Origin of the sequence: Hyphomicrobium sp. GJ21, assembly GCF_001006785.1 — a bacterium.
Lineage (GTDB): Bacteria > Pseudomonadota > Alphaproteobacteria > Rhizobiales > Hyphomicrobiaceae > Hyphomicrobium_B.
The window spans coordinates 637,004-662,147 of the sequence record NZ_CDHO01000003.1 but is presented as its reverse complement, the minus strand read 5'-3'; the positions used below and the strand labels follow the sequence as shown (position 1 = coordinate 662,147).

The 25,144-nt window shown below is 58.6% G+C and carries 20 protein-coding genes; 5 read left to right on the top strand and 15 right to left on the bottom strand.

The window, feature by feature from the left end; all coding sequences use genetic code 11:
• Nucleotides 1-6: 6 nt before the first annotated feature.
• The 3 genes from HYPGJ_RS11450 to HYPGJ_RS11440 form a co-directional block, all read right to left on the bottom strand.
• Nucleotides 7-273, bottom strand: coding sequence for a monovalent cation/H+ antiporter complex subunit F (locus HYPGJ_RS11450; protein WP_046847283.1), 267 nt, complete (start codon nt 271-273; stop codon nt 7-9).
• Nucleotides 266-778 carry a Na+/H+ antiporter subunit E gene (locus tag HYPGJ_RS11445; RefSeq protein ID WP_070104066.1) on the bottom strand — a complete coding sequence of 171 codons (513 nt, stop codon included), beginning with the start codon at nt 776-778 and terminating at the stop codon, nt 266-268. The genes HYPGJ_RS11450 and HYPGJ_RS11445 overlap by 8 nt, the downstream gene beginning before the upstream one ends.
• Before the next feature lie 79 nt (nt 779-857).
• Entirely contained in the window at nt 858-2,312 is a 1,455-nt protein-coding gene (locus HYPGJ_RS11440) for a GntP family permease (protein ID WP_046847282.1), read from the bottom strand.
• Between the two features lie 430 nt (nt 2,313-2,742).
• Here HYPGJ_RS11440 and HYPGJ_RS11435 point away from each other — a divergent pair, with 430 nt between their 5' ends.
• Both HYPGJ_RS11435 and HYPGJ_RS11430 read left to right on the top strand, forming a co-directional pair.
• A complete protein-coding gene (locus HYPGJ_RS11435) occupies nt 2,743-3,768 on the top strand; it encodes a patatin-like phospholipase family protein (protein WP_046847281.1) in 1,026 nt (341 codons plus the stop codon).
• A 152-nt stretch (nt 3,769-3,920) separates the two neighbouring features.
• Nucleotides 3,921-5,669 carry a metallophosphoesterase gene (locus tag HYPGJ_RS11430; protein WP_046847280.1) on the top strand — a complete coding sequence of 583 codons (1,749 nt, stop codon included), beginning with the start codon at nt 3,921-3,923 and terminating at the stop codon, nt 5,667-5,669.
• Nucleotides 5,670-5,720: 51 nt separating this feature from the next.
• On the opposite strand, the gene HYPGJ_RS11425 is transcribed toward HYPGJ_RS11430, so the two are convergent.
• The 3 genes from HYPGJ_RS11425 to HYPGJ_RS11415 all read right to left on the bottom strand — a co-directional run bounded on the left by HYPGJ_RS11425 (nt 5,721) and on the right by HYPGJ_RS11415 (nt 9,919).
• Nucleotides 5,721-6,713: an AI-2E family transporter gene (locus HYPGJ_RS11425; protein ID WP_046847279.1), complete on the bottom strand. Its 993-nt coding sequence runs from the start codon at nt 6,711-6,713 to the stop codon at nt 5,721-5,723.
• 442 nt (nt 6,714-7,155) lie between these two features.
• Nucleotides 7,156-8,337 carry a succinylglutamate desuccinylase/aspartoacylase family protein gene (locus HYPGJ_RS11420; RefSeq protein ID WP_046848347.1) on the bottom strand — a complete coding sequence of 394 codons (1,182 nt, stop codon included), beginning with the start codon at nt 8,335-8,337 and terminating at the stop codon, nt 7,156-7,158.
• 277 nt (nt 8,338-8,614) lie between these two features.
• Entirely contained in the window at nt 8,615-9,919 is a 1,305-nt protein-coding gene (locus HYPGJ_RS11415) for a sorbosone dehydrogenase family protein (protein WP_101536152.1), read from the bottom strand.
• A 227-nt stretch (nt 9,920-10,146) separates the two neighbouring features.
• Between HYPGJ_RS11415 and HYPGJ_RS11410 the strand changes: the two genes are divergently transcribed.
• Nucleotides 10,147-10,494, top strand: coding sequence for a four-helix bundle copper-binding protein (locus HYPGJ_RS11410; protein WP_046847277.1), 348 nt, complete (start codon nt 10,147-10,149; stop codon nt 10,492-10,494).
• 122 nt (nt 10,495-10,616) lie between these two features.
• On the opposite strand, the gene HYPGJ_RS11405 is transcribed toward HYPGJ_RS11410, so the two are convergent.
• The 4 genes from HYPGJ_RS11405 to HYPGJ_RS11390 form a co-directional block, all read right to left on the bottom strand.
• Nucleotides 10,617-10,964, bottom strand: coding sequence for an XRE family transcriptional regulator (locus tag HYPGJ_RS11405; RefSeq protein WP_046847276.1), 348 nt, complete (start codon nt 10,962-10,964; stop codon nt 10,617-10,619).
• 69 nt (nt 10,965-11,033) lie between these two features.
• Entirely contained in the window at nt 11,034-11,378 is a 345-nt protein-coding gene (locus HYPGJ_RS19215; protein WP_159108296.1) for a hypothetical protein, read from the bottom strand.
• 602 nt (nt 11,379-11,980) lie between these two features.
• Nucleotides 11,981-15,229, bottom strand: coding sequence for a CusA/CzcA family heavy metal efflux RND transporter (locus HYPGJ_RS11395; protein ID WP_046847274.1), 3,249 nt, complete (start codon nt 15,227-15,229; stop codon nt 11,981-11,983).
• A gap of 10 nt (nt 15,230-15,239) precedes the next feature.
• On the bottom strand, nt 15,240-16,526 hold the full coding sequence (locus HYPGJ_RS11390) for an efflux RND transporter periplasmic adaptor subunit (RefSeq protein ID WP_046847273.1): 1,287 nt from the start codon (nt 16,524-16,526) through the stop codon (nt 15,240-15,242).
• Nucleotides 16,527-17,592: 1,066 nt separating this feature from the next.
• On the opposite strand from HYPGJ_RS11390, the gene HYPGJ_RS11385 reads away from it, so the two are divergent.
• Nucleotides 17,593-19,224, top strand: a complete 1,632-nt coding sequence (locus tag HYPGJ_RS11385; RefSeq protein ID WP_046847272.1) for a hypothetical protein — start codon at nt 17,593-17,595, stop codon at nt 19,222-19,224.
• A 173-nt stretch (nt 19,225-19,397) separates the two neighbouring features.
• Nucleotides 19,398-19,925, top strand: coding sequence for a transcriptional activator RfaH (locus tag HYPGJ_RS11380; protein WP_046847271.1), 528 nt, complete (start codon nt 19,398-19,400; stop codon nt 19,923-19,925).
• Between the two features lie 49 nt (nt 19,926-19,974).
• On the opposite strand, the gene HYPGJ_RS11375 is transcribed toward HYPGJ_RS11380, so the two are convergent.
• From HYPGJ_RS11375 to HYPGJ_RS11355, 5 genes are read right to left on the bottom strand one after another with little or no spacing between them, the layout of a single operon-like run.
• The gene (locus HYPGJ_RS11375) at nt 19,975-21,282 is read right to left on the bottom strand and encodes a glycosyltransferase family 4 protein (protein ID WP_046847270.1); all 1,308 of its coding nucleotides are present in this window, start codon (nt 21,280-21,282) and stop codon (nt 19,975-19,977) included.
• 50 nt (nt 21,283-21,332) lie between these two features.
• A complete protein-coding gene (locus tag HYPGJ_RS11370; protein WP_046847269.1) occupies nt 21,333-22,127 on the bottom strand; it encodes a YdcF family protein in 795 nt (264 codons plus the stop codon).
• A 48-nt stretch (nt 22,128-22,175) separates the two neighbouring features.
• Nucleotides 22,176-22,751 carry a putative colanic acid biosynthesis acetyltransferase gene (locus HYPGJ_RS11365; protein WP_083984104.1) on the bottom strand — a complete coding sequence of 192 codons (576 nt, stop codon included), beginning with the start codon at nt 22,749-22,751 and terminating at the stop codon, nt 22,176-22,178.
• The gene (locus HYPGJ_RS11360; protein WP_046847268.1) at nt 22,748-23,908 is read right to left on the bottom strand and encodes a glycosyltransferase; all 1,161 of its coding nucleotides are present in this window, start codon (nt 23,906-23,908) and stop codon (nt 22,748-22,750) included. The genes HYPGJ_RS11365 and HYPGJ_RS11360 overlap by 4 nt, the downstream gene beginning before the upstream one ends.
• A complete protein-coding gene (locus tag HYPGJ_RS11355; RefSeq protein WP_046847267.1) occupies nt 23,905-25,143 on the bottom strand; it encodes a glycosyltransferase family 4 protein in 1,239 nt (412 codons plus the stop codon). Before HYPGJ_RS11355 ends, HYPGJ_RS11360 begins: the two co-directional genes overlap by 4 nt.
• Nucleotide 25,144: the final 1 nt, after the last annotated feature.

The window sequence follows — 25,144 nt, the reverse complement described above, 5'->3', positions numbered from 1 at the left end:
CCGATTTCACTCCTGGTCCTGTCGATCGCCGGAGCTTGTGGCGAACGCGATCGAAGCGAATGCAGCGAGTAACGCCAGCGCGAGCGCGACGTCGATGATTGCGGGTTCGCTCACGGCGGTCGCCATCAATAGAAGCGCTGCGATGCCACTGGTTCCAAGAAGCTGCGCCGACATCATCCGGTCGGCCAATGTCGCGCCCTTCAGAACGCACACGAGTCCGAGGATCAGAAGACCCAATACGAAAGCCGCGACCGCGAAAAGAAAGTTATCCATCGTTTCGCACCGCCCCCGCCGCCGCACGAAAGAGACCGGCATCCTTGGAAAGCTGCTCGACGACCGGCTGACGAGTATCCAGGCAATGAACGAGAACGTTGCCGGTCGCGTCGGATTTTACCGGCATGGTTCCGGGCAAGAGGCTCGAAAGTGCGCAGAACGCGCTTCGGGCGGGCCCGGCTGAAATTGGGCAAGAAAACTGGACAAAGCCCGGATTAAGCGGAAGCTTCGGGTCGAAGGCGCGCTTGGCGACATCAAGGCCGGCGATGACGGACTGCCGAAAGAAATGCAGCGTGAACTTGAGCAATGGCAGCAAAGACGGATGAGTCGTGGCTGGGGGTAGCAGGAACAGGCTGACCCACGTCGCCATGATCGCGGCAAAAATACCAACGGCGAAATCGTTCCGATCACCCAATGTCAGGATGACCCAAAGAGCGAAGAACATCGCTCCTCGAATAGCGGCACTTCTCCAGTAGTTCGACGCGTTGGACGCAATGTCAGTCATGCAAGCAACTCTCGAACGGCAACATCTAGGAGTTCGATGCTTTCAGAAACCCAAAACCTTCGTCGTCTCTCGCGTCTCCTCAGAACGAGCCGAAAAGTGAACCCAGGACAATAACCACCACGAGCGCGACGACCGCCCCGACGATCGCAACCATTGCAAGATCACGGTAGCTTTCGCGATGGCTCGTGCCGCATACGGCAAGCAGTGTCACGACGGCGCCATTGTGCGGGAGACTATCGAGCGTGCCGGCGCTGATGACCGCAACACGGTGCAACAGCGATGGATCGATGCCGGTTTCCGACGCAATACGCACGAACGTTTCACCGAGCGCATCGAGGGCAATCGTCAGGCCACCGGAAGCTGAACCGGTGAGGGCGGCGAGGATGTTGGTCGCTGTCGCAAGAGAAACAAGCGGATTGGAGCCAATCGATAGCACCCAATCGCGGACAACGGCAAAGGCCGGAAGCATGGCAACGACCGCGCCGAATCCGACCAGGCTTGCAACGCTGACCGCTGGCAAGACCGACGCATTGGCGCCAGCGTCAATGCTTGCGCGCAGATTCGGCAAGCGCTCCCGATTGATGAGGATGAGAAGCACCGTTGCGGTCGCGAGCGCCACAACGACTGACCAGACACCCGCCACTGCGGAAAGCGACGTCGATCCCCACTTGTCTTCAGCCAAAAAGGAAAAGTCGAGCCGTGGCAGGATCAGCATCGCCATCAAAAAGTTGACAATCACGACAGTCGCCAATGGCAGAGCCGCCAGCGCCACCGGCGGAAGCGTCTCGCTCGCCTGTCCGTGTTGAAGTTCTGCGGTATCGAATTCGCGCGCGCTCGTTGCACGTTCGCGGATGAACTGGTCATCGGCGACAGCATTTGCCGGAAGCATATCTGCGCCTGCATACCTCTCGCCTGCGCGTTCTGCGGCGGCCTGACTGCGCTTCAGCCACCACATGCCGAACGCCAGCATGATACCGGAGGCAATGATACCGAGAATGGGCGCGGCGAACGGTGTCGTTCCGAAGAACGGCATCGGGATCGCGTTCTGGATTGCCGGAGTTCCAGGCAATGCTGACATCGTAAACGTCGATGTTCCGAGGGCAATCGCGGCGGGCATCAAACGGCGAGGAATGTTTGCGGCGCGGAACAGATCCTGCGCCATTGGAGCAAGCACGAAAAAGGCGACGAACAGGCTGACGCCGCCGTACGTCACTGCGGCGCCCGCAAGCACGACTGCTAACATGGCATGCGAAGGGCCCATGCGTTCGCTCATGTAACGCGAAATCGCCCTGACGGAACCGCTATCATCCATCAGTTTGCCGAATAGCGCACCGAGTAAAAACAGCGGAAAGAACTGAGCAAGAAACTGCGCTGCGCTGCCCATGAACGTCTGGGTCCAATGCGCAAGAAGCGGTTCACGCGAGAAAGCTGCAGCGATGAGCGCCGCCGCCGGAGCCAACAGAAGAATGGTCCAGCCGCGATATGACAGCCAAATTAAGAAACCGAGACCGACCAGTATGCCCAACAAACCCATTGCGCGGTACTCGGCTCAAAAGCACATCGAAATCGGCAGGCGGGAAAAATCACGGAAAGATGCCGATCATCCAAACCGCCGAACGAGATTGATCTCAAAGGCTATCGTGGATTGTGTTCGACATCTTACCAGATGATCTCGCTTCGGCATACGTTCCATTTTCCGCAAGCCGAAGCAATTGATCGTCGTACATCGGTTAATGGCAGTGCAACGCTTGCATTTACATGTGCTGAGATGCCCGTCATTCGTTTGCATCTTAGAGCATGTAAACAGCCGCGCAGAAGATAAGCGGTATCCATATTGATTGAATGTATAATGCGGATTGCTATCGTACCGCTATTACGGCGATATAACGCAAAACGCATGTCTTCGCTCGTCCTCTGCGTTATGCCTCGGCTCTATCTGTTCGTTGTACGCAAAGAGGTCCAACGTGTCCGTCAAGCGCGATGTCGTACTGGTTGACTTGGCGCTGCAGGGCGGCGGATCTCACGGCGCCTTTACCTGGGGCGTGCTTGATAGGCTGCTCGAAGAACCCTGGCTTAAAATAGAAGCCATATCGGGAACGTCGGCTGGAGCCATGAATGCCGCCGTATTGGCTGACGGCTGGACGTCTGGCGGAGTCGAAGGAGCGCGCGCAGCACTCGACAACTATTGGCAGCGCGTTTCGCAAGCGGCGTCATTCAGTCCGTTGCAGCGATCGCCGCTCGACGTGATGATGGGACGCTGGGCGCTCGATACGTCTCCAGCATACCTTGCAATGGATTTGATGTCGCGAGTGCTTTCGCCCTATGATCTGAACCCATTGGGCCTCAATCCGCTGCGCGGCATCCTTTCCGACAGTATCGACTTCTCGCGTCTTCCGAGTTCACCGATCAAGCTGTTCGTGACGGCAACCAATGTCCGGACGGGACGCGGGCGGATATTTCGAAACGCCGAAATTACTGCCGATGTGCTACTGGCCTCTGCCTGTCTCCCGACACTCTTCCAAGCGATTGAAATCGATGGCGAGCACTACTGGGACGGTGGCTACGCAGGCAACCCGACGATCACACCGCTTATTCGTGAAAGTGATGCAATCGATACCATCCTGGTGCAGATCAATCCCCGGGAACGGTCTGAACCGCCACGCACCGCAAGCGATATTCTCAATCGATTGAATGAGATTTCGTTCAACTCCCCGTTAATGAAAGAGCTGCGGATGATTGCGGTTTTGCGTCAGGTCGCCGACCCCGGAAATGGCGAAGGGGCCCGCTGGGCAAGGATGCGGACACACCGAATTCTGACCGACATGCTCGCGGATTTGGGAGCGTCATCCAAGCTTAACGCCGAATGGGCGTTTGTTTCCATGCTGAAGGAGCAGGGTCGAAAGAGCGCCGATGAATTTCTTTCCGCACACGGCAACGACGTCGGCGTCCGCTCGACCGCCGATCTCGACGTGCTTTTGGCAGAGTGTTGATCAGCATCCATAAGTTTCAAAAATTTCTTGTCGATCAACCTCAATTTATGAATTTGACAGGTGATGGCCAAAAAATAGTGCACGTTGATCTACGGTCCCAACTTTAGCTCGTGAATCTCCCGAGTCACGTTTCACCGATAGAAAGGAAAACGATGCGCCCGATCGTCGACCCGCGTCAGGGTGATGTCGAGGATGACGCATCAAGTACGAAGCGGCGAACCCTTATCTCGTTGGCCGGCAGCCTGCTGGCCGAAATCAGCATTCCAAAACTAATTGCCGCCTGGACGATGCTGATCATCCTGCCGGCGTTGTTGCTGGGGGTAGCTCCCCTCTTCGCTTCGATCTGGATCAGCACCGTATCGACAAAGGCGGCAATGCTGTTCACGGGGCTGTTGCCGCCTTTGCTTTTGGTCATCCTCATCGGCATAGGCTGGTTTGGCGGCAAACCGCTGTGGCGACTCATCGAGACGAATTTCTGGTCTTTGAATGCGCTTGCCGTCCAACCCGTTTATGCTGTTTCGCGCGAAGCGTTACGCCAGATCTCGGAATGGTTCTTGCCAAAAACGACTGATCAGCACACACGAAATCTGGTGCGTGCGATCAGCGCCGCGGCGTCCGGCCTATTGATTTGCGGTGTTTCGATCTGGCTCGTCACGCTCGCTTGGCCCGGCTCGCGCTGGACTGGCTCGCTCTCCCATCTTTCGTCATTCTCTACACTCATGCACGTCGCGCTTCACAACAGCGTGGTGATCGTAGCCGCCTATCTTGCCGTCGCGGGCTTAGCTTGGGGCCTCGCGGATGCGACAATGATTCAGCCGTGCGATCTTACGAATTTCGCCACTACGCCTGCGGACGGAAAAACTTGGCGTGTGGTCCATCTTTCCGACATTCATATCGTCGGCGAAAGATTCGGCTTTCGTATCGAAGGTGGCCGCTCCGGCCCCCGTGGCAATGAGCGGCTGGAACTATTGCTTGCCGAACTCGATGCGATTCATGCGCGCGATCCTCTCGATGTCGTCCTCATTACGGGGGACATTACTGACGCGGGACGGTCGTCGGAATGGGCGGAGTTTGCCGAAGCATTGAAGCCCTATCCGCGCCTAGCGGAACGGACGCTTGTACTTCCCGGAAACCACGACTTGAACGTGGTGGACAGAGCCAACCCGGCCCGCCTCGATTTGCCGACGAGTCCCAAGAAGCGACTGCGCGAGATCCGGGCGCTCTCGACGATGGTTGGTCTGCAAGGCGACCGCGTGCGCATCATCGATGACAAAACCGGCAAGCCGGAAACTCTTCTGAAAGACCGCCTGCAAGCTCATGTCACGGAAATCGCATCTTTTGCCGATCGCGGATCGATCGCCCTGACATGGACATTGGCGAACGTCTGGCCACAAGCTTTTCCGATGGTGTTGCCGCCTGAGAGTGACGATGGTCTCGGGGTCATTCTTCTAGATTCAAATGCGCAGACGCATTTTTCATTCACCAACGCGCTCGGTCTCGTGACAAGGGAGCAGATGAAGGCCGTCGAAAAAATCACCGCGCATTTTCCAAAGGCAAAATGGATTGTGGCGCTTCATCATCACGTCGTCGAATATCCAAAGCCCGCAAAAGCGTTGTCGGAACGCATCGGAACCGCGCTGGTCAATGGAACGTGGTTTGTCCGTAAAATGCAGCAGCTTTCCGGGCGCGCCATCATTATGCATGGTCATCGCCACATCGATTGGATCGGAGCGTGCGGTGAACTGATTATCGTATCCGCGCCATCGCCTGTGATGGACGTGACGGACGAACGCGACACTTATTTCTATATTCACACGCTCTGCGTTGACGGCAAGGGCCACCTTAACCTGCTGCAGCCGGAACGGATCGTTTTACCGGGACATCCGATTGCGGAGAGCTAGCGCACATCAACGGTTATGTTTTGATACGCGTCTGGCTAGGTTGAATTTGCTCTAGCTCGGTTCGCCGAAAAGATCCGCGATCCATCGAGTCGAGGGATGCTCCGCGCAAATCGTAAGAATGGCGATGGCGATCGGCACGCCGATGAAGGCCCCGGCGAGTCCCCACAAGTACGTCCAGAAAAAGACCGCGAACAGAACCAGAAATGGTGAAATCGAAAGTGCGTTACCGACGAACCGCGGCTCGAGATAGCTACCAACAACGAATTGGATGACGTTAAGGCAGATAAAAACGAAGAGCACCATCTGCCAGGACTGGAACTGCGCCATGGCGAAGATCGTCGGAAAAACGGTCGCGATTAGCGGGCCGATGAACGGGATGAAGTTGAGCGCGAACGCCGTGACGCCCCACTCGGCAGCAAGCGGCAGTCCGGTAAGGAGCGCGAATGCCCAAATCAGAAAACCCGTCATGACGCTCATCAGCGTCCGCACAAGCATGTACCTGCGAAGTTTGATGGCGGTTTTTTCACCGCCCGCAAGCAAGACCTTGCCGAGCTGTCCGTGCCGCCAAGTCCGGAGCTTGGCTGATGTTTCGTCAACCTCCAGCAGGCCGAGAAGAACATAAATGAAGACGATCACAAGGAAGCTGATTGCCGTGTTGAGGCGTGCAGAAACCTGCTGGACCAAGCGGATCAACTGATCGACGTTGAAATAATTTTCCCAAAGCCCTGCGACAGTAATCCCGTGGCCATCGAGCCAAGCCGTGAGCGAACCATAAAGTTCCTGAAGCCTCGCGGCATCACTGATGACGAAGCGGCCAACCCGGCCCGCAGCCCAGGCCACAAGAGCAGCGAAGATAATAACCACCAGCATGGTTGCGGCCATCGTCACCGCGAGTGCCAAAAGGCGCGGAAGCTTCGCCTGCAATCGACGCTGCAGCGGCCAAGCCATCGCAATAATGAACAGGGCAAATGCGAGCGGCGCGAAGACCGATTCTGCAATCGAAAGTGCGCCTGCGATCAGGATGGCCGCGCACACGCCAAGCATCGCAAAGGATGCGCGGCCGTATTGCGTTCGGGAAACGGGTTCAGGAACAGTCACGCTAAAAGTGTGAGCGTACGGCCATCGCCAGTCAAGATGATCTTCAATCGATCTCGTCCTTGCGAGTCACGATCGGGACATTAAGGATGGGTCATACAATTTGAGTCATCGCCCGCATGCCACCGACGCAGATCGCTAGTATCGATGGATGAACTTCAAGGATATGCCCGAGCCATTTCCGAGAATCCGGAAGTTAGCGGACTAGCGGCGAGGCCCCTCGATAATCTCATTTCCCAAGCCGCTAACCTTCGGATAGGCGGCAGATTTAAACGGACTTCATGAGGCCACTCTCTCTGCGCCACTTCTTTTATCTCGCGCCAGTTCGCTTTGCTCACGGCTCCGATGGGGCGGCCTTTCGGCCGGTCACGCCGTCGCGCTCTGACGTGATCTATTCCGGATAGACTTCATTTCCGGCGGTTGACTTGTTGAAAAGGATGAACGTCAAAGGATTGCCGGGCTCCGCCATGGCATCGCTGCGCTGGCCCGTGATCTCACCCTCGACGGCGCTTGCGTATTCGGCAACGACCTCGCCGAAGCTGTTGCGCTGAATGGCAACCTTCTGTCCGGGCGTCACCTTGTCGTTGAGCTTGACCAGATGCTCAACGAGCCCGCTTTGGGTGGCGAGGATCGGAAACGCACTGTTTCCCGTAAAAACCGTCACATCCTTCGCCGTCCGCCCCATGGCTCCTGCAACGATGCCGTGATGCTTCAGCACGTTGATCGTGCCTTCCACGAACAGCGCGATCATTTCGAGATCGAGGACGCGTGCGGCGCCGATCTCCGGCGTAAAGGACGGAATGCCGGCGTCGATAAACGCGTTATGCAGGACGCCGGGATAGACATGATTGTCGAACACTTGACCAACCGGGTACAGATCAACCATCGCCTTGATTTCCGGCACGTCCATGCCGGCGATGTTGAAAGCGGTGACTTCAAACCCGGTCGTTCCCGTATGGAAGTCGATCGCGAAATCGGCATTGGGCCGTAGCAGCCGGTTGAACACTTGCGCTGCGTGCCGGCTGGCTGCGGTGGCGCCATTCTCGTTGCCCGGCCATTCCCGATTCATATCGATGAGACCGGAGCCTCTTCCGTAGTCCGGCCATCGGCGCTGCATGCTGTTTAACGCGGGCCCGGATATGTCGGTCACCGCCGTCACCGTTCCCGACATCTCGGCAGGATCAAGCTTGTCCATGATCGCATGGATCGTGTGCACCGAACTCATCTCGTCGCCATGGACGCCACTGACAAGGACAGCGCGTTTGCCAGCCTTTGCGCCTTTGGCGACCGTCACCGACACATAGCAATGTTGGCCGGTCGGTAACTGCACGCCCTGAAAGTATAGAAAGTGCTTTTTTCCGGGTTCCAGATCGTTGACGTCGAGTGCGCTGACGACTTTCTTTCCTTGAATGACGTCGCCGGTGAAAACGGTCGGCTTATCGGTTGCCCTGGCGGCGGAGCTATTTTCCACTCCTTCGGCGCGCGCGTCGGCCAGCATCGTGAACGCACCGACAGCAGCGGATGCGATCATGAAGTCGCGGCGATCGACGTCTTTTTTGGTTTTGTTCCACATGGCGGGTCCTTCCGCGGTCAGCGGCAACGTTCTCACGACGATATGGTCTGGCACATAGAAGTCCGCATGCAGCAAGGATGCAAGCGAGATCATGGCTTGTTATCCGAGTGACGGTTCACAAAGCGACAACTCGGGTATCAAAACGGGGGCGCGCAATTTGGAGATCTCGTCGATCTTGTCCTTCGCGCTGGTTATCGGTGTTGCACGATGCTCAAAGAGAAGCCTGAGCTTTTGCAGCAAGCTAATGTGGCGGCGCCGTTGCGGCTCGGCCGAAAGCTTATGGTGCGCCTTGAACCGTTTGCCCGGAAGGCGTGACGCGCCAGATCGTGTTCCCGACGTCATCGGCGACGAGCAAGGCACCGTCTCCTGCAATCGCAACCCCCACCGGGCGGCCTTGCGCCTTGCCATTGGCATTGAGAAAACCGGTCAGAACGTCTTCTGCGGCGCCTGACGGCTTGCCATTCGCGAATGGGACGAAGATGACTTTGTAGCCGCTCGGCGTGCTGCGGTTCCATGAGCCGTGCTGCCCGATAAACGCGCCGGATGAGAAGCGCGAAGGCAACGATTTTCCGGTAGAAAATGCAAGCCCAAGCGAAGCGGTATGGGCGCCGACTGCATAGTCGGGTGCGATGGCATTTTTGACGAGATCCGGCCGCTCGGTCTTCATGCGCGGGTCGAGGTGTTGACCGAAATAGCTGAACGGCCAACCGAAGAATGCGCCGTCGCGCACGGATGTGAGATAATCGGGCACGAGGTCGTCGCCGAGATCGTCACGTTCGTTGACAACTGTCCATAAGGTCTGGCTCGTTGGCTCCCAAGCCATGCCGTTGGGATTGCGCAGACCAGTCGCGAAGGCGCGCGCCGCGCCCGTCTGCGCATTGATTTCGAGGATGCGCGCGCGATCGGATTCCTTGTCGAGGCCGTTTTCAGCGACATTGCTGTTTGATCCGACCGTAACGTAGAGCTTCGAACCATCGGCACTGGCGATGACGTTTTTGGTCCAGTGGTGATTGAGTGGGCCTCCGGGAAGGTCGGCGACTTTCACGGCAGGCGACGTAATTTTGGTATCGCCCGCATGATAGTCGAATTTTACAAGTGAATCGGTATTGGCCACGTAGAACGTATTGCCGACGAGCGCCATTCCGAATGGCGAGTGTAAGCGTTCGACAAAAACCGTGCGCATCTCGGCGGTCCCGTCAGCCTTCAGGCCGCGGAGCAGCGTAATGCGATCGGCACTCAGGGTCTTAGCGCCGGCAAATTTCTGAAAGAGCCCTTGCACCCAGGCTCTCAGTCCTTTGGCATCGTCCGGCCGCTGGGGTGCGTTCGTTTCGGCAACCAAAACGTCGCCGTTCGGCAAGACGTAAAGCCAGCGCGGATGATCGAGGCCTGTCGCGTACGCCGTCACGGCGAGATCGGGCGGCGTTGTCGGCTTCGCGTCCTCGGCCCAGCCGACGGCCGACGCGATATTGACGGTTGGGATTAACCCGGATTGCGGCGCAGGGAGATTGGGGTTTGGACCGTATCCAGGTTGTTTCGCGTCTTTAGCGGTTACGGCGGCGGTCCAGACTGCAAATCCGGCCATGAGGCCTGCGATCAGGTAGATCGAGCGTAAGAGCATGGGCGGAATCCTGCGTACCGGATGACGATCTTACGTCCCGCTCTGCCGAAGGTTCCGTGCTCGAACGCGATTGATCTCACTCGGGCGGAGGACATTGCCGCGTTTGCAAACGATTTAGCGCGGCACGAGCGACCTCCGGCGGAACCAATGGAATTTGTCGTCGTTGGCCGGAGATATTTGCGGAGGATGCCATGAGACTAACAGACGACATGCAGGCTTGTGCGGATCTCTGCACGGCCTGTTCCACGACGTGTTTGAGCGAAGCGATGAACCACTGCCTGGAGGCCGGTGGTGAGCATTTGGAGCCGAAGCATTTCCGCTTGATGATGGCTTGCGCCGAGATTTGCAGGTCGGCCGCGGCGGTGATGCTGATTGGTGTTCCGCAGCATGTGTTCGTTTGTAATGCGTGCGCTGAAATCTGCCGGGCGTGCGCCGACAGCTGCGAGAAAATCGGCGATATGACGGAGTGCGCCAAGATTTGCAGAACGTGCGCTCGAAGCTGCGAAGAGATGAGCCTCAGCGTACAGACCGCCGCGTGAACGCCGAGACTTCGGGTGTTTTAATTGCGAGCTGTGCTACGAATGCTCGGCGATTGGCGTCGCTATGAACATTGCTGGCGCGGGTGTTAGCGCCAGCGATGTTCAAGCTTCGCCATCGCTGCTTATTTCTCGTTTTTCGTGACGACCTCCACCTTGAGCTGAACTTCGGCGTCCGGATCGACAACTCCCAGCAGCCAGACGAGTCGGTCGAGGGAAAACCTGTCGAATTTTCCGCGACGAATACGCGATATCTCCGTCCGGCAGATTCCGGTCGCAGCCTCGAGGGCAACAGCCGTACCCCATTTTTCTTTGACAGACGTAACGATCTGCTCGGCGACGGTGCTTCTCGCGTCATCGACGCGAGAAGCCCACTGCTCGAAGATTTCGACCTCATCGGCGGACGCCTTGTTGGGCGCAGCGCGGCGCGCATGGCCCCGAAGCCTGTTTGAACTGAATTGCGCTTTGCTCATTCAAGTCACCCCTGTGACTTTGGCGTATTGCCGTTGAGGGGCACAAAACTCCTCAACGGCATCGCCTGCTCATCGTTTCCTAGCGAGGAGATTGTTGGCGCAGCGCTCTGGATCGAGCTGGCAATCTCTCTGCGCGCCAGTTTCAGATGCTGTCCGGTGAGGCGTGTCGGTGTTCGGCGGCGAGTTATGCGGCAAGCGATCCGCTTTGTGGCAGTAGGTCCGCTTGAGCTGGTTGTGGCAGTGTCGATAGGAATGCGCGTCGGCGACAACCAACGGACCGTATGTCGGCGCGTTGCCGATGGCAGATGTTGCGTCATCGGCTGCAACGGCGGGAATGCTAAAGTTCAAGCTCAATATTGACGCGATCATGCCGACGCCAAGTCTTGATATCCGGCGGGTTTTTGAAGGTGCCATTGATGATGTCCTCGTGAGAAAATGGATAGAATCTGGGCACCGGGTGCATTGTGTGCGCTCGTTCCGGTAGCCTCGCGAAATTTGGAAAACAGCAAGCGGCTGACGCAGTGAGTGCTTGAAGCCGCGTTTCGAACCCTAGTTCCGCAGCACTATCGTTCGGAGCGTCACCAGCCGAGGATCGACGGCGCGGAGCGGCGCTACCGGGAGGCGGGCACTCGCGAGCTCCTGCGTGTTTGCGCGTGTCGCGAGAGACAATCTCGGGTGCGTTGCAGAAGCGGGATTTCGGCTGAGCGTTTTTGCAAGTCGTTTTTCGGACTTCGCGACAACCGGAATGAGAAGCGTGTCACGACAGCGCGAATGCTGGATTTGGACGTCGGGAAGCGAGGGACCAGCATCCGCCAGATGGTGCTTTTCGGAGAAAGCGCCGTGGCGTGAATTCCCGGAGTGCGCGAGTTCGATCCCTTGGTGCCCGTTATCTCCCAAACAATAGCGAAGCGGCCCCGCGAAGACTCCGGCAGGCAGGAACAGTATGAGCATCAAGGCGGCGATGAAGCGGGCCAACCGTGCCTTTCTCTGCGAAAATTCCTGACGGCGTTCGAGCATCATTGTGGCGCCTCCGCCGATGTCGCGAACGCGGGCACTTTTGGCTCTGGTTTCACGTTTGACGGCGACTTGCTACCGAACCTGGCGCAAAGCGCCGGGAGAACCAGAAGCGTGAGTATCGTCGCACTGATCAGGCCGCCGATGACGACGGTAGCGAGCGGCTTTTGCACTTCGGCGCCCGTGCCGGTCGACAGAGCCATGGGCACGAATCCGAGCGACGCGACCAATGCGGTCATCACGACCGGACGCAGCCGAGTTACGGCGCCCGCGAACACAGCCGCGCGGCGTTCGACGCCTTGCTCGATCAATTGATTGATGCTCGTCATCATCACGAGGCCGTTCAAGACGGCAACGCCGGAGAGGGCGATAAAGCCGACAGCCGCCGATACGGAAAAAGGCATGTCTCTCAGCCATAGAGCGACAATTCCGCCTGTGAGCGCCAATGGAACGGCGGAGAACACCAACAGCGCGTCACGCGGCGATCCGAGCGCCGAGTACAGAAGCAGGAAGATCAAGAAGAAGCACGCCGGTACGACGAGCATCATTCGGCTCTGCGCAGCGGCCAGGTTTTCGAATTGGCCGCCCCAAGCGACGTAATAGCCGGCGGGCAGCTGGACTTGGCTCGCGACCTTTGCTTGTGCCTCGCTCACCACAGAGGCGATGTCGCGGCCTCGCACGTTGGCTGTGACGACGACGCGCCGCTTTCCATTCTCACGGCTGATCTGATTTGGACCTTCGGTGAAGGCGAAACTGGCGACCTGCTCGAGGAGGACAGAAGCGGCTTTGCCGTTGGCGGCCGGAGGCAAGGGAACCGGGAGGTGCTTGAGTTTTTCCAAGTCATCGCGCACGGCGTCCGACAATCGGACGATGACCGGATAGCGGCGGTCGCCCTCGAAAATGACGCCCGCATCGCGGCCTCCTATGGCGCTTCCAATGACGTCCTGGACGGCCATCACGCTCAGCCCAAGGCGTGCAATCTCATCCTGATTGATGGTGATTGCGAGAAATGGAAGGCCGGACGCCTGTTCGACGCTGATGTCAGTGGCGCCTTCCGTGGCACGTAGAATGGATGCAATCTGGTTGGCGGTTTGCAGCATCGGCTCGAACTGTTCGCCGAAGACCTTGACTGCGAGATCGCCGCGCACGCCTGCCAGAAGCTCGTTGAAGCGCATCTGGATCGGTTGCGAGAAAACGAGATTGTTGCCCGGCTGTTTTTCGATCGCAGCTTGAAATTTGGCGACAAGCTCGTCTTTTCCGAGTTTCGGATTGGGCCACTCGTGTGTCGGTTTCAGCATGATGAACGTGTCGGACGCGTTCGGCGGCATGGGATCCGATGCAACTTCAGCCGTACCCGTCTTCGAGTAAATGAATGCGACCTCGGGGAATGTGCTGATGACTTTTTCGAGTTCGCTTTGCATGCTTTGAGATTGCGAAAGCGAGGTGCTCGGAATGCGGATCGCCTGCATGGCGAGGTTTTTCTCGTCGAGCGTCGGAATAAATTCCTGGCCGAGCTTCGAGAACAGCGATCCTGCAAGCACAAGTAAAACCGCGGCGCCGAGCAAACACATCAACGGTCTTGCCAACGCCTTGCGCAGCAAGGGTTCGTAAAACCTTCGGAGGATGCGAACGAGAAGGTTTTCTTTCTCTTCAACCGGCTTTGACAATGCGATGGCGATTGCCGCCGGAACGAACGTCAACGAGAGCACGAATGCGGCAAGCAGTGCGATGATGACCGTTTCGGCCATCGGCAGAAACATTTTACCCTCGACGCCCGTGAAAGTGAGCAACGGAACATAGACGAGGATGATGATCGCCTGTCCGTAGACCGATGGTTTGATCATTTCCTCGGCGGAACTGATGACCGTAGCGAGACGCTCTTCGAGGGCCAGCTTTCGGCCTAGTTCATGCTGACTTTGTGCGATCCGGCGAAGCGTGTTTTCGACGATGATGACGGCGCCGTCGACGATTAGGCCGAAGTCCAACGCGCCAAGGCTCATCAGATTGGCGCTGATTTTCGACTGCACCATTCCCGTCATCGTCAGCAACATCGCCAGCGGAATGACCATTGCGGTGATCAACGCCGCTCGGAAATTGCCGAGCATGAGAAAGAGAACGACGATGACGAGCAACGCGCCTTCGGCGAGGTTCTTGCTGACGGTTGCTACGGTCGCGTCCACCAGCAGCGTGCGGTTCAGAACCGTTTGAGCCTCGATGCCCGGCGGCAGGCTTCGACGGACTTCCGCCATCTTGGCATCGACCGCAGCCGCCACCGTGCGGCTGTTGCCGCCGATCAGCATGAGCGCCGTTCCTACGACCACTTCCTGACCGTTTTCGCTGGCGCTGCCCGATCTGATCTCGCGGCCGATCTCAACTGTCGCGACATCCTTGATGCGGATCGGCAGGCCGTCGCGCGCGGCAATCACGACGTTGGCGATCTGCTCTATACTGGCAAGACGGCCTGTGCTGAGCACAGCAAAGCTCTCGCCGTTCTTTTCGACGTAGCCTGCGCCGCGATTGACGTTGTTCTGTTCGAGCGCCTGGGCGATGTCCGAAAAAGACAATCGAAGCGCCGCCAGACGGATCGGGTCGGGCTGAACGACATACTGTTTCTCATAGCCGCCGATGACGTCGATGCCAGCGACACCGCGAACGGTGATCATCTGCGGACGGATAATCCAGTCTTGGACGGTCCTGAGGTAGGCCGCGCGTTCGACGTCGGTGGTGAGGCGCTGGCCTTCAGGCGTCAGGTAACTTCCGTCGCTCTGAGGTCCGGGTTTCGTGTCTTCGATTTGAACGGTGCCGGCAGGCGCGAACTGCACCGTCCACATGTAGATCTCGCCCAGGCCTGTCGAGATCGGGCCGAGCTTCGGCGTTATTCCATCGGGCAGGGTTTTCTCGGCGTCTCGTAGACGTTCGCCGACCTGCTGGCGGGCAAAATAAACATCCGTCGTCTCGGAGAAGACTGCCGTCACCTGCGAGAAGCCGTTGCGCGACAACGATCTCGTGTATTCCAGACCCGAGATGCCGGCGAGCGCGGTTTCTATGGGAAAGGTGACCTGTTTCTCGATGTCGACAGGGGCAAGCGACGGAGCGACCGTATTGATCTGCACCTGGTTGTTCGTGATGTCGGGCACGGCGTCGATAGGCAGCCTATCGAGCGCATAAATGCCGTACGAGGCTGCGGCGAGCGTCAGCAATATCACGAGCCAACGCTGATGAACGGAAAAGGAAAGCAATCGCGCGATCATATCGGCACCCTCAATGGTCGTGCTGTGCTTCTGATTTGCCTAGCTCGGCTTTGAGCAGGAAGGTGTTCTCAACAGCGATCGGCTCACCGGCTTCAAGACCCGACAGCACCTCGACGGTGCTTCCATCGTCTTTGCCGATAGTGACCTGCCGCGTTTCAAAACCTTCAGCGGTACGGACAAACACGCGGGATTGCCCTTCGATCGTCTGGAGCGCCGTTTTCGGGATGACGAGATTAGCTTTCTCCTCCGATACAGCGATGTCGGCCGTGACGAATGATCCGGGACGCCAGGCACCGTCTTCATTGTCCACCGACGCGATGACACGCGCCGAACGCGTGTCCTGGTTCAGAACTGGGCTAGTAAAAATGATGGTGCCGTTCCCTGTGCCGTTAAGGGAGATATGCTGACCTTCCTTGATCAGAGGCAGATCCTGGGGCGACACGGTCAGCTCAATCCAAACCTTGGAAAGATCCGCGATCGCGTAGAGCTCATGCGCTTGGCCTTCGCCGCCCATGGGCGTGCCGATGTCCACGAGCTGCTCGACAATGCGTCCGCTGATGGGTGCTTTGATCTCGTAGCGCTCGAGGCCCTTCAGTTCTCCTGCGCCGCTTTTGAGACTGGCAATGGACTCGTCGCTGACGCCGAGAGCGGAAAGTTTTTGTTTCGCAAGGTCTCTGCGGACCTGTGCCTCTCGAAATATCGCTTCGGCGCGGAGTAAGCGCTGTTCGGACGAGACGCGCTTGTCCCAAAGCGTTTTTTCGCGTTGAAAAAGAGTTTCCTGCAGTCCGAGATTAACGGTGGCCGCGATGTATTCGCTTTTGGCGTCGGCGACCTCGCGGCTGTCGAGCATCGCTATGACCTCACCCGACTGGACCTGATCCCCAAGTCGCTTTCTCAGTTCGGCAACGGTTCCGACGACCTTGGACGGCACGCGGCCGACGCGGTTGCGGTCTGGGATGACGGTCCCCGGTACACTCAGCCGCGAGCGCAGGACGCCCGGTTCCACGGGCTGCACAGCGATATTCGACTTGGCGATTTGCTCTGTGGCCATCGCAAGCTTGTCGGCTTCCTTCTCATGGTCGTGCTCGGCTTCGTGAGAAGCAGACGTCTCTGACGGCTTATGCTCATGGTCCGGCCCGGTGCGCTCCGAATGTTCAGACACGGGAGAGGACTGCGCATCAGGTTTCGGCGCCAAGGTCGGCTGGACCGCTGGAGCAAAACTCTCTGCATGATAAAAGTATGCGCCTGCGACCGTGCCCAATAGCAGGCAGCCGACGACAAGACCGAGTTTCTTCATTCGGCGGAACAATCCGTACGGAACGCGACGCTCAGAAAAGCGCACGTTCAAGCTTCAGTTCATCAATGAATTGGGGGTGAGAAAGGCTCGCGCAAAAGCGCAATGCGCGAAGCCGAGCGCTTAGGCGCTATAGGTCGAGCGAGGCGGTTTTCGCAGGGGATCTGGTTTAAACGACGCGCGATCGGCGTCCGCATAAATTGGGTAGCGAATGCGCGCTCCCTCGAACGACGCGACAACGTAGTAAGATCGCAAGTGCGGTGTCGAAAGGCACGGCGAGCTGCAAGCGTGGTGCTCTAAGCCGCCAAGCAGTCCAGCCCCGGCGTCAGAATTGGTCTTGTCACCAGACAGGCTGGCGGACGTCCCAATGTTCGAGTGACGATCTACAGAAAAATGCGACGTATGCGCCGACGCAGCTGGCAAGGGGGCCAGAGCGAGGATGCAGACCAGCAATGCTTTAAAAAAGTTTCTGGCTCGCGACACGCGCAATCGGAGAGCGGATGTAACGCTCCTCGAGCCGCGGTTGTTTTGTATCACGGTTGCCATGGCGAAAGGGTGGCTATTGAAAGTGTCGAAGTCAAGATGCGCGTCGAATACGACTAGCCGGAATGACGAAAATTCCATATTTGCCGCATACTTTTTCTAACTGTGCAGATATTCGCCGATCGAAAATTGACGGCTGGGCTCAATTAATTGACGATAGTCGTCAATTAATTTGAACCGAGAAATTGTGATTTCGAATCGCTGTGCTGAATCGAGCGTCGGCTTTTCCAATGCCCCTGGGCCGCGACGCTGCCTGCGCGAAGACCACGCGTGTCGCTGCCGCTGTCAGGCCGCCGGGTTCCACGTTCGACAACCCGGACAGTGTGTTTCCGCGGGATCGGGCGCGATGTCCGGCCGCTGCGAGCATTTGACTTGGGGAGCGCGCCGAAATAGCTTCTCGTGAGCGGGCAAGCCGCATCCGGACTCGCGGGAAGGGCATAGCCCACTTGCTCTGAATGCTTGATACCTCTCCAGCCTTTGTGCAGCCGAGTTGCGAGTCTTCGGCGTCATATGCACGGAGGTATTTATGAAGTCGCTTCCCAGCAGACCCGATATCGATCACCTGAAGCGGCAGGCGAAAGACCTGCTTGCGGACTTCCGGCGCGCCGCTCCGGACGCCGTCGCGCGCTTTCGCAACGCGTTGCCGCTCGCGGCAGGGCGCGATCCAGCATCTGTCAGCAGGTTGAATTTGCGCCTGCACGATGCCCAGTCGTGCATCGCGCGTGAGTACGGCTTTGACTCATGGACCGATCTCAAGGCTTACGTCGATGCGCGGCGTTCGTCAGAAGGCGATCCCGCAATTCTGGCGAAGGCTTTTTGCCGGTTGGTCTATGCCGAGGATCTTGCGGACGGTACGAACCGCGCTAGGCCGCAAGCGGCGTCGCGGCTGCTGACGGAGCATCCCGATCTGCCCGCGCGTGACCCTTGGATCGCGTGTGCAGCCGGAGATGCGGCGTTGGTTCGCCGCCAGCTGGAAGGCGATCCGTCGTGGGTCAATCGCGTCGGTGGACCTTTGGGTTTGACGCCTCTCATCGCCGCGACGCACTCCAGTTTTCTGCGCGTTCCCGAGTATCGCGATGGGCTTCACAAGGTTGTCGATCTGCTGCTCGATGCCGGGGCTGACATCAATCTGAGTGTCAGCAAGAATTCCGCAAGCGTCGCTGATGCGCCTCCCCAGGCGTGGCGTGTTTCCGCGCTTCACGGCGCGGCGGGCGTGAATTTCGATTTCGATCTAACGCGGCGGCTTCTGGCTGCGGGCGCTAATCCGAACGATGGGGAGTCCCTCTATCACTCGCTGGACAAGCCCGTCTGCACGCCTCTGCTGCTCGAATTTGGGGCGACCGTCACCGGCACGAACGCGCTTTTTCGCAGCCTCGACTTCGACGATCTCGACACGTTCAAGCTGCTGTTATCGCACGCGGAAGGAACGGACGAGTTGAAAGGCGGGCGACTGCTGTTCTGGGCAATCCGTCGCCGCCGCTCACCTGCTCATATTAAGGCTTTGCTCGCGGCGGGTGTCGATCCGGCAGTTCAAACGAAGGACGGCGTCAGCGCTTATGTGCAAGCGTTGAGATACGGGTTGCCGGATGTGGCCGCCGCGCTCAAGGCAGCGGGCGCTGCTTCAGATTTGAGTGAAGATGAGCAGTTCATGGCGTCCTGCGCGCGCAATGATGCAGAGGAGGCGCGGCGCATCAGAGCGCGGAGGCCCGATCTTCCTGCCGCTCTCGAAGACACTCAGCTCAAAATGCTTCCGGAGCTCGCTGCTGCGGGCTGCTCAGGGCCTGTCGCGCTGATGGCTGAACTCGGCTGGCCGATCACGATGCGCGGTGGTGACTGGAACGCCAGCGCTCTCAATCACGCGGTGTTTCGCGGCGACGCTGCGATGGCGCGGCAGCTTCTCGCGTGTGGTGCTTCATGGACCGAGGAACACGGTTTTGGAGACAACGTATGCGGGACGCTAAGCTGGGCGTCGTGGAACCAGCCGCTTGACGACGGCGACTGGGTTGGATGCGCCGAGGCGCTCGTCGCGTACGGAATGCCTGGAGCGCAACCAGATAACGAAGATCCCGATTGTGTCGTCGTCGCTGGCAAACGCAGGCGGTTCTCCGAGGACGTGGCGGCATATCTGCTGCAGCGAGGCGCTGAGAACGCGGGCTAAACGTTCGTGTGTCGTGAGGCGGACCATCTATGTAAGTGCGGCCGCCTCGCGTTCTCTTCGGGGCACAGCGGGGCGTATCATCCTGGCTGTGGATTTGATCCGACTGAGTCTTATCAGTATAGCATTTTAGTGTTAGTCCTAATGCTGGAATGCGATTGCGAGGTCCTGCTTGGATGTCGATCGGCGGCGTTGATGGTGTGGAATGGAAGCCCTGCTGGGTCGTGGTGAACGCGCAGGCTCACCGCGAGTTTGTGGCGGCGAGCAATCTGAAAAAGCAGGGCTATGAGGTCTATGCGCCTGTCATTCGAAAGACGACGCGGCACGCTCGGGTGAGCCGCGAGTGTCTAGCGCCGCTTTTCCCGGGCTATCTGTTCGCGCGGTGGACAGCGCCCGACATGCGTTGGCGTCCGATTTTATCGACGGTCGGTATCCGGAGCATTGTGCGCAACGGTGACGAACCTAGCCGGCTCGATGGCGCAATTATCGACGCTCTGAAAGCGCGCGAAAAAGACGGTGTCATCGTGCGTGCGGAGTCTCAGCGTGAAATCGGACAGACCGTACGATTTGCGCGAGGGCCGTTCGATGGGATCGCAGCCGAGATCGTTGAACTCTGCGATAAGGATCGTCTCGTCGTTCTGATGACGCTCTTGAACCGTCAAACGAAGATTACGGTTCTGGAAGAGCAGCTTTCTACCTGCTAGCGCCAGCTTTAGGTTGGCGCGAATGCAGGTTGCCTTGTACGAAGCAAAGTTATTCCGTCAGAACAGTGTCTGTGATCTCCGTACGAAATGTTTGGTCTTCCTCGGCCGCGCTGGGCATTTCTTTAGTGACGGAGAGACCGCGAAGCATGCGTGCCCAGCCTTGGATCGCGATGGATTTATCATAAAAATCTTCGCAGGCGTGTCGTGCGTTATTGCCCATTCGCGAGGTAAGCTGCGGATCGCGCGACAATGCGAGGACAGCATGCGCGAGTGCCTCACCGTCGTCGTTCGCTACCGTCTGTCCGCAGTTGTGCTGTTTCGTCAGTCGGTCGATTTCTCCCCCGGACGCGCCGATGAAGAGAACAGGCCGGCCCGCAGCCGCGGTGCCATAGAACTTGCTTGGCACGATCAGCCCCTCGAGCTCCGGCTTCAGGGTCACGATGTGAATGTCGGCCGCGGACAGGCTTTGAGCAAGCTGCGGTCGCGGCTGGTAAGGACGAAACACGACGGACGTCAATCCGCGCTTGTCGACTTCTCCTTTGAGGCGCTCGAACGCGTGGCCACCGCCGATGAACAGCCAGCGTATCGACGGATGCGTTGAACGATTATCGTGTTCGACCGTTTGGATCGCGGTAAGGATTGGCTCGAACTCATGCGCTCGTCCGAGATTTCCGGAATAGCCTACGACGAAATCGTTCCCGAGGTTCCATTCGGCGCGCAGTGGATTATCGTGCGGTGCGATCGGCGTGACGGCTTTGCAATCGGCCCAATTATGACGCACGCAGAGGCGTTCCGCCGGTATGTCAGATCGCCGAAGGCGTTCGGCCATCAACTCGCCGATGGCGACATTCATGTCCGCTTGGCGCAGCGAAATATTTCGCAGTTTGCGAAGGCTACGGAGCAGGACGGCACTCAGCTTGCCGCCCGAACAAAGCGCGTCGGCGACTTCCGGAAAAAGGTCTTGTAGCCAGTTTACCAGGCGCGCGCCGCGCATTTTTACGATAGGTGCGGCGATGACGGAAAGCATTGGAGGGTCGGTCATCGCGACGACGACGTCGCCGCGCGCCGCAACCCGTAAAAGAGTCCAAGCTGCGCTGATATAGAACGTCAGATAATCGATTGCGCGAAGTTTCAGTCGCGAACGGCCGAAACGCGTTGTCCAGATCCGGTGAACGTCGACGCCGGAGATCGTCTCACGCGCCGTGAGCTTTCTATCATTGCGGTCGTAATGCAGGCGGCTCGTGATGACGGTTACCTCGATGCCGTCCTGCGCTAAGCCAAAGGCGAGATCCGACAACATCTGACTGGTTGCAGAATGGTCAGGATGAAAGAAACGATTGATGAAGATCGCGCGCAAAGCTCGCTCCGCGTGTTGTGAAGTTTCAAATTTTCGGTGGGTTTCGCGCTTTACGGCGCAGGGAAGACTGCCGAGCTGCGACCGGCAACGCGGTAGACGACTAAGCCGATCCATTCTCTTACTGCTAGATCGGCGCGCTGCAGACCTGCTGCGACGCTGATCGGAAAGCGGAGAATGTCACCGGCGTCGCGCGTGCGGAAATCGACGGGGAACGGCGAGATGTTCAATCCTGCTTGGCGAAACGCGCCGACGGCGCGCGGCATGTGATATGCGGATGTCACCAGCAGCCAGCGGTCGTCCGGCGCTAAATTGAGCGTTTGGCGGGTCAAGACAGCATTCTCGTAGGTGTCGCGAGAACCGTTCTCGATGATGACGCGCTCCGGTGCGATGCCGGTGTCGACGACATATTGCCGGATTGCTTCGCTTGCCTCGAAGCCGCCGAACAGGTCGCCGACGCCGCCAGTGAAGACGATTTTTAGTTCAGGACGCTGGCGTGCGATGCGAACGGCTTCGGTGAGGCGCTCCGCAGACTCGTTGATTGCGAGACCGCCGCGATTTGACGTCACCCACCCGTCTTCGAATCCGCCGAGAACGATGATGCCTGTCAGATGACCATCGGGCAGTAGTGGCTGGCGCTGCTCGAAGCGTTGTTCCAAGGGAAGGACGAGCGCATTGCCGAGAGGAAGAAATCCGGCAACAGCGAGCCAGCTAAATCCCAACGCGATTGGCCAGCGTGCTGCAGACGGTCGAAACCGATAGAGCATGAAGCCCGCCGCGATGAGAAGAACGGCGAGGCTCGACGGTTGTGCGAAGAAGGATACAATTTTCGAGACGGCGTGAAACATGCGCAGCCTTCCGTTTCGAAACACCGTGCATGGACTGAAGGAGGCACGTCAAGAGTGATCGGCTTCCTTTGCCAAAGCGGAGCGCGTCTTGATCCGTACCGCCGGAACTCCGGAGTAAATAGACCACGACGCGAGATCGCGTGTCGCGACACTGCCCAAAGCGAGGACGCTGCCCTCGCCGGTCGCGACGCCGGGGCCAACGATGCTTCGCGCGCAGATCCAGCTTTCGTCTTCGATGTTGATCGGCGCTGTGATGAGGTCGAAGCTTGGCTTGCTCCAGTCGTGGCTTCCGGTGCAAAGGTAAGCGGCTTGTGATATGCAACAATGCGAGCCGATTTTCACATCCGCGAGATTGTCGATCCAAACGCCCTCTCCGATCCAACTGTCGTCGCCGACGGTCAGTTTCCAAGGAAATTTAACGCGAACGCGCGGCTTGATGTCGACGCCGTTTCCAATGCGCGCGCCGAACAAACGCAGCAGCCATCGACGATGTGCTGCTCCGGGAAGCGGTGAGCTGACGAGAAGGCATTCGACGACAAGCCATAGCGCTTCGATCCATCGCGGGCGGCCACGGTCGAATGATTTGCGATCGTATGTATCGAGCCGCACGTCGCGAGGTTTCATGAGACTTGTACGCTCGCCGGACGTTCGGCGCCGTTCACGAGCCATTCGTAGACGGCGAGGAATTTCTCGGCCGCGGCGCTCCAGCTGAACTGTCGCTCTACGAGCGCGCGTCCGTTGCGTCCCATTTGCTGCAATTCGGCAGGCTGCGAGGTCAAAAAGCGCGACAGGTCATTCGCCATGTCGAGCGGATCTAGCGAAAGGCGCTCGGCGGCCATTGCGGAGAAGCCTTCGTGCAGATTGCAGGCATCGGTTTTCAGCACAGGCAGCCCATAAGACCATGCCTCTAGCACCGCCATCGGTACGCCTTCGCTCAGCGACGGCAGCACGAAGGCGTCGGCGCGCCTGAACGCAGTCTCTTTATCGACACCGAAAAGCGAGCCGACGAGATGGATGCGATCGGTGAGGCATCGCTGATCAATTTTGTTTGCGATAATTTGGCTGTAACCGACCTGATCCCATCCTGCGATCACGAGATGCCAATCGTTCAATTCGTGCTTGGGCCAGGCATCGATCAGAGCCGTCAGATTCTTTTTCGGGTGCAGGCGCCCGAGAAACAGCATGACCTTCGCACCAGCTGGAACTCGCGCGCCCCACGGCCGAAGCGCAGCGGCACCGGAAGGCAACGGCAGCGCGACGCCGTTGGGAATGACGGCGATTGGGTTTCTGAATCCCAGGCTGCGGATGCTTTGGGCTTCCGCTTCACACAGGGCGTGCAGGCAGGCTGCGCCGCGTAGGTGAGCGTTTTCGTAGAGGCGAGCCGCAATGGCTTTTTTCCATCGCGAATGACTTAGAGCCCAGGTGTCGAGCATGCCGTGCGGTGAGACGATGTAGGGTCGACGCGTTCGTGAGGCCCAAAGCGAGACCGCGCGCGACGGATACGTCCACAGGCCATGCGTATGAACGATCGCCGCGTCGATGTCCTTCAAGCGCGCGAGCGCGGCCGGTGCGTATCCGAGTGCGGACGGTCCGCGAACTGCGAGTGCCGAGGCGGGCGCGCCATTCCATTCGGCGGATTTGATCGGCCATTGCGCGTCGCGCAAGCCGATTACGCGCACGTCCGGAACGACGGCGAGCAAGGCGCGCGACAAGTCTTCGACGACGGCGGATACGCCGCCGCCAGCCTGCGACAGTGAGGAGGTTACAAGAGCGGCCTTCATTCCGGCTGGATCGTGCGGCGCGGATTGCTCGAGGCGCGGTGTGCGCGATAAGAGAGTGCGGTTGCGAGAGCGACAGCGGCGCTCGATCTTCGTCTCGAGCGAAGAGGATAGGCGGCCACTGCTGCTTCGATCATCCCCGAGGAGAATCTATCCAGGTCCCAATCGCGGATTATGCGAAGACTTGCTTCGCCCATCGCCTGCCGCTTCGGAGTCGTCGCGATATCGTCCAGCAGCATCGCAAGCTGCGCCGTATCGGCGGGATCGAAGACGTGGCCGTTGACTCCGTCCTGCACGAGGTCGCGATGACATCCGACGGCTTTCGATACGAGAACGGGCAAGCCTGCAGCCATCGCTTCGTTGATGACGAGGCCCCATGTTTCAGTGAGACTTGGAAAGACAAAAGCGCCAGCGGCGGCGTAAAGCGCGGGCAAATCTTCGTAGGATGCGCGACCGGCCAGATGTACGTGCTCGGTCAGACACAATTCCGCGATGCGGCGCGCGATCGTTGCGTAGAGCGGGCCATCGCCTGCAATCGTGAGGTGCCAGGCGTCGTCCCCGGCCATGTCGCGATAGCGGCGGTAAGCGTTGATCAGAAGGTTGATATTCTTGCCTTCGATGAGACGTGAGCAGCACAGGAAACGGGGGCGAACGAGATTGCTGCTTATGCTTTGAGTCTCGTGCAGCATTCCGACGCTTGAGAAATGGCTGTTGTCGACAACATCATATCCGAGCGAAATCCGGCGCGACGGAAAGCCCAATCCGGCGAGGTAGTCCTTCTGCGGTGTGCCCGCGACGAGTGCGGAATGGAAGAGGGACAATACCCGGCGCTTCAGAGATTCGCGGATGGGATTTCTCTGATCGTTGAGATTGTGAGAGTCGCTCATCAGGAGCGCCGGAATGCCACTTCCTTGGCAGAGGCATGCTGCCAGCAGTGCGAGCGGTTCGGCATAACCGGGAATGGCGACAACATCGGGCGAGAATGTCTTCAGCCAGCCGTCCAAGGCCGTCAAGCTTTGCGCGTGACTGTCTTGGCGTTTCGCTAGCGAGACGACGCCGGCGCTTTTCTTTTCTTCCGATACGCGCCAGTCATATTCGCTGTCGACGTCCGTGAATTCGAGCGCCAAAACCGACGCGCGACGCCGGAGATCGGTGAGGCGCGCCAAGTGATACGGTCCGTAGCTGCGGAATAAAAGCGCGATGCGCATCGGGTTGACGGAGGTGTGGCGGTTTTCCATT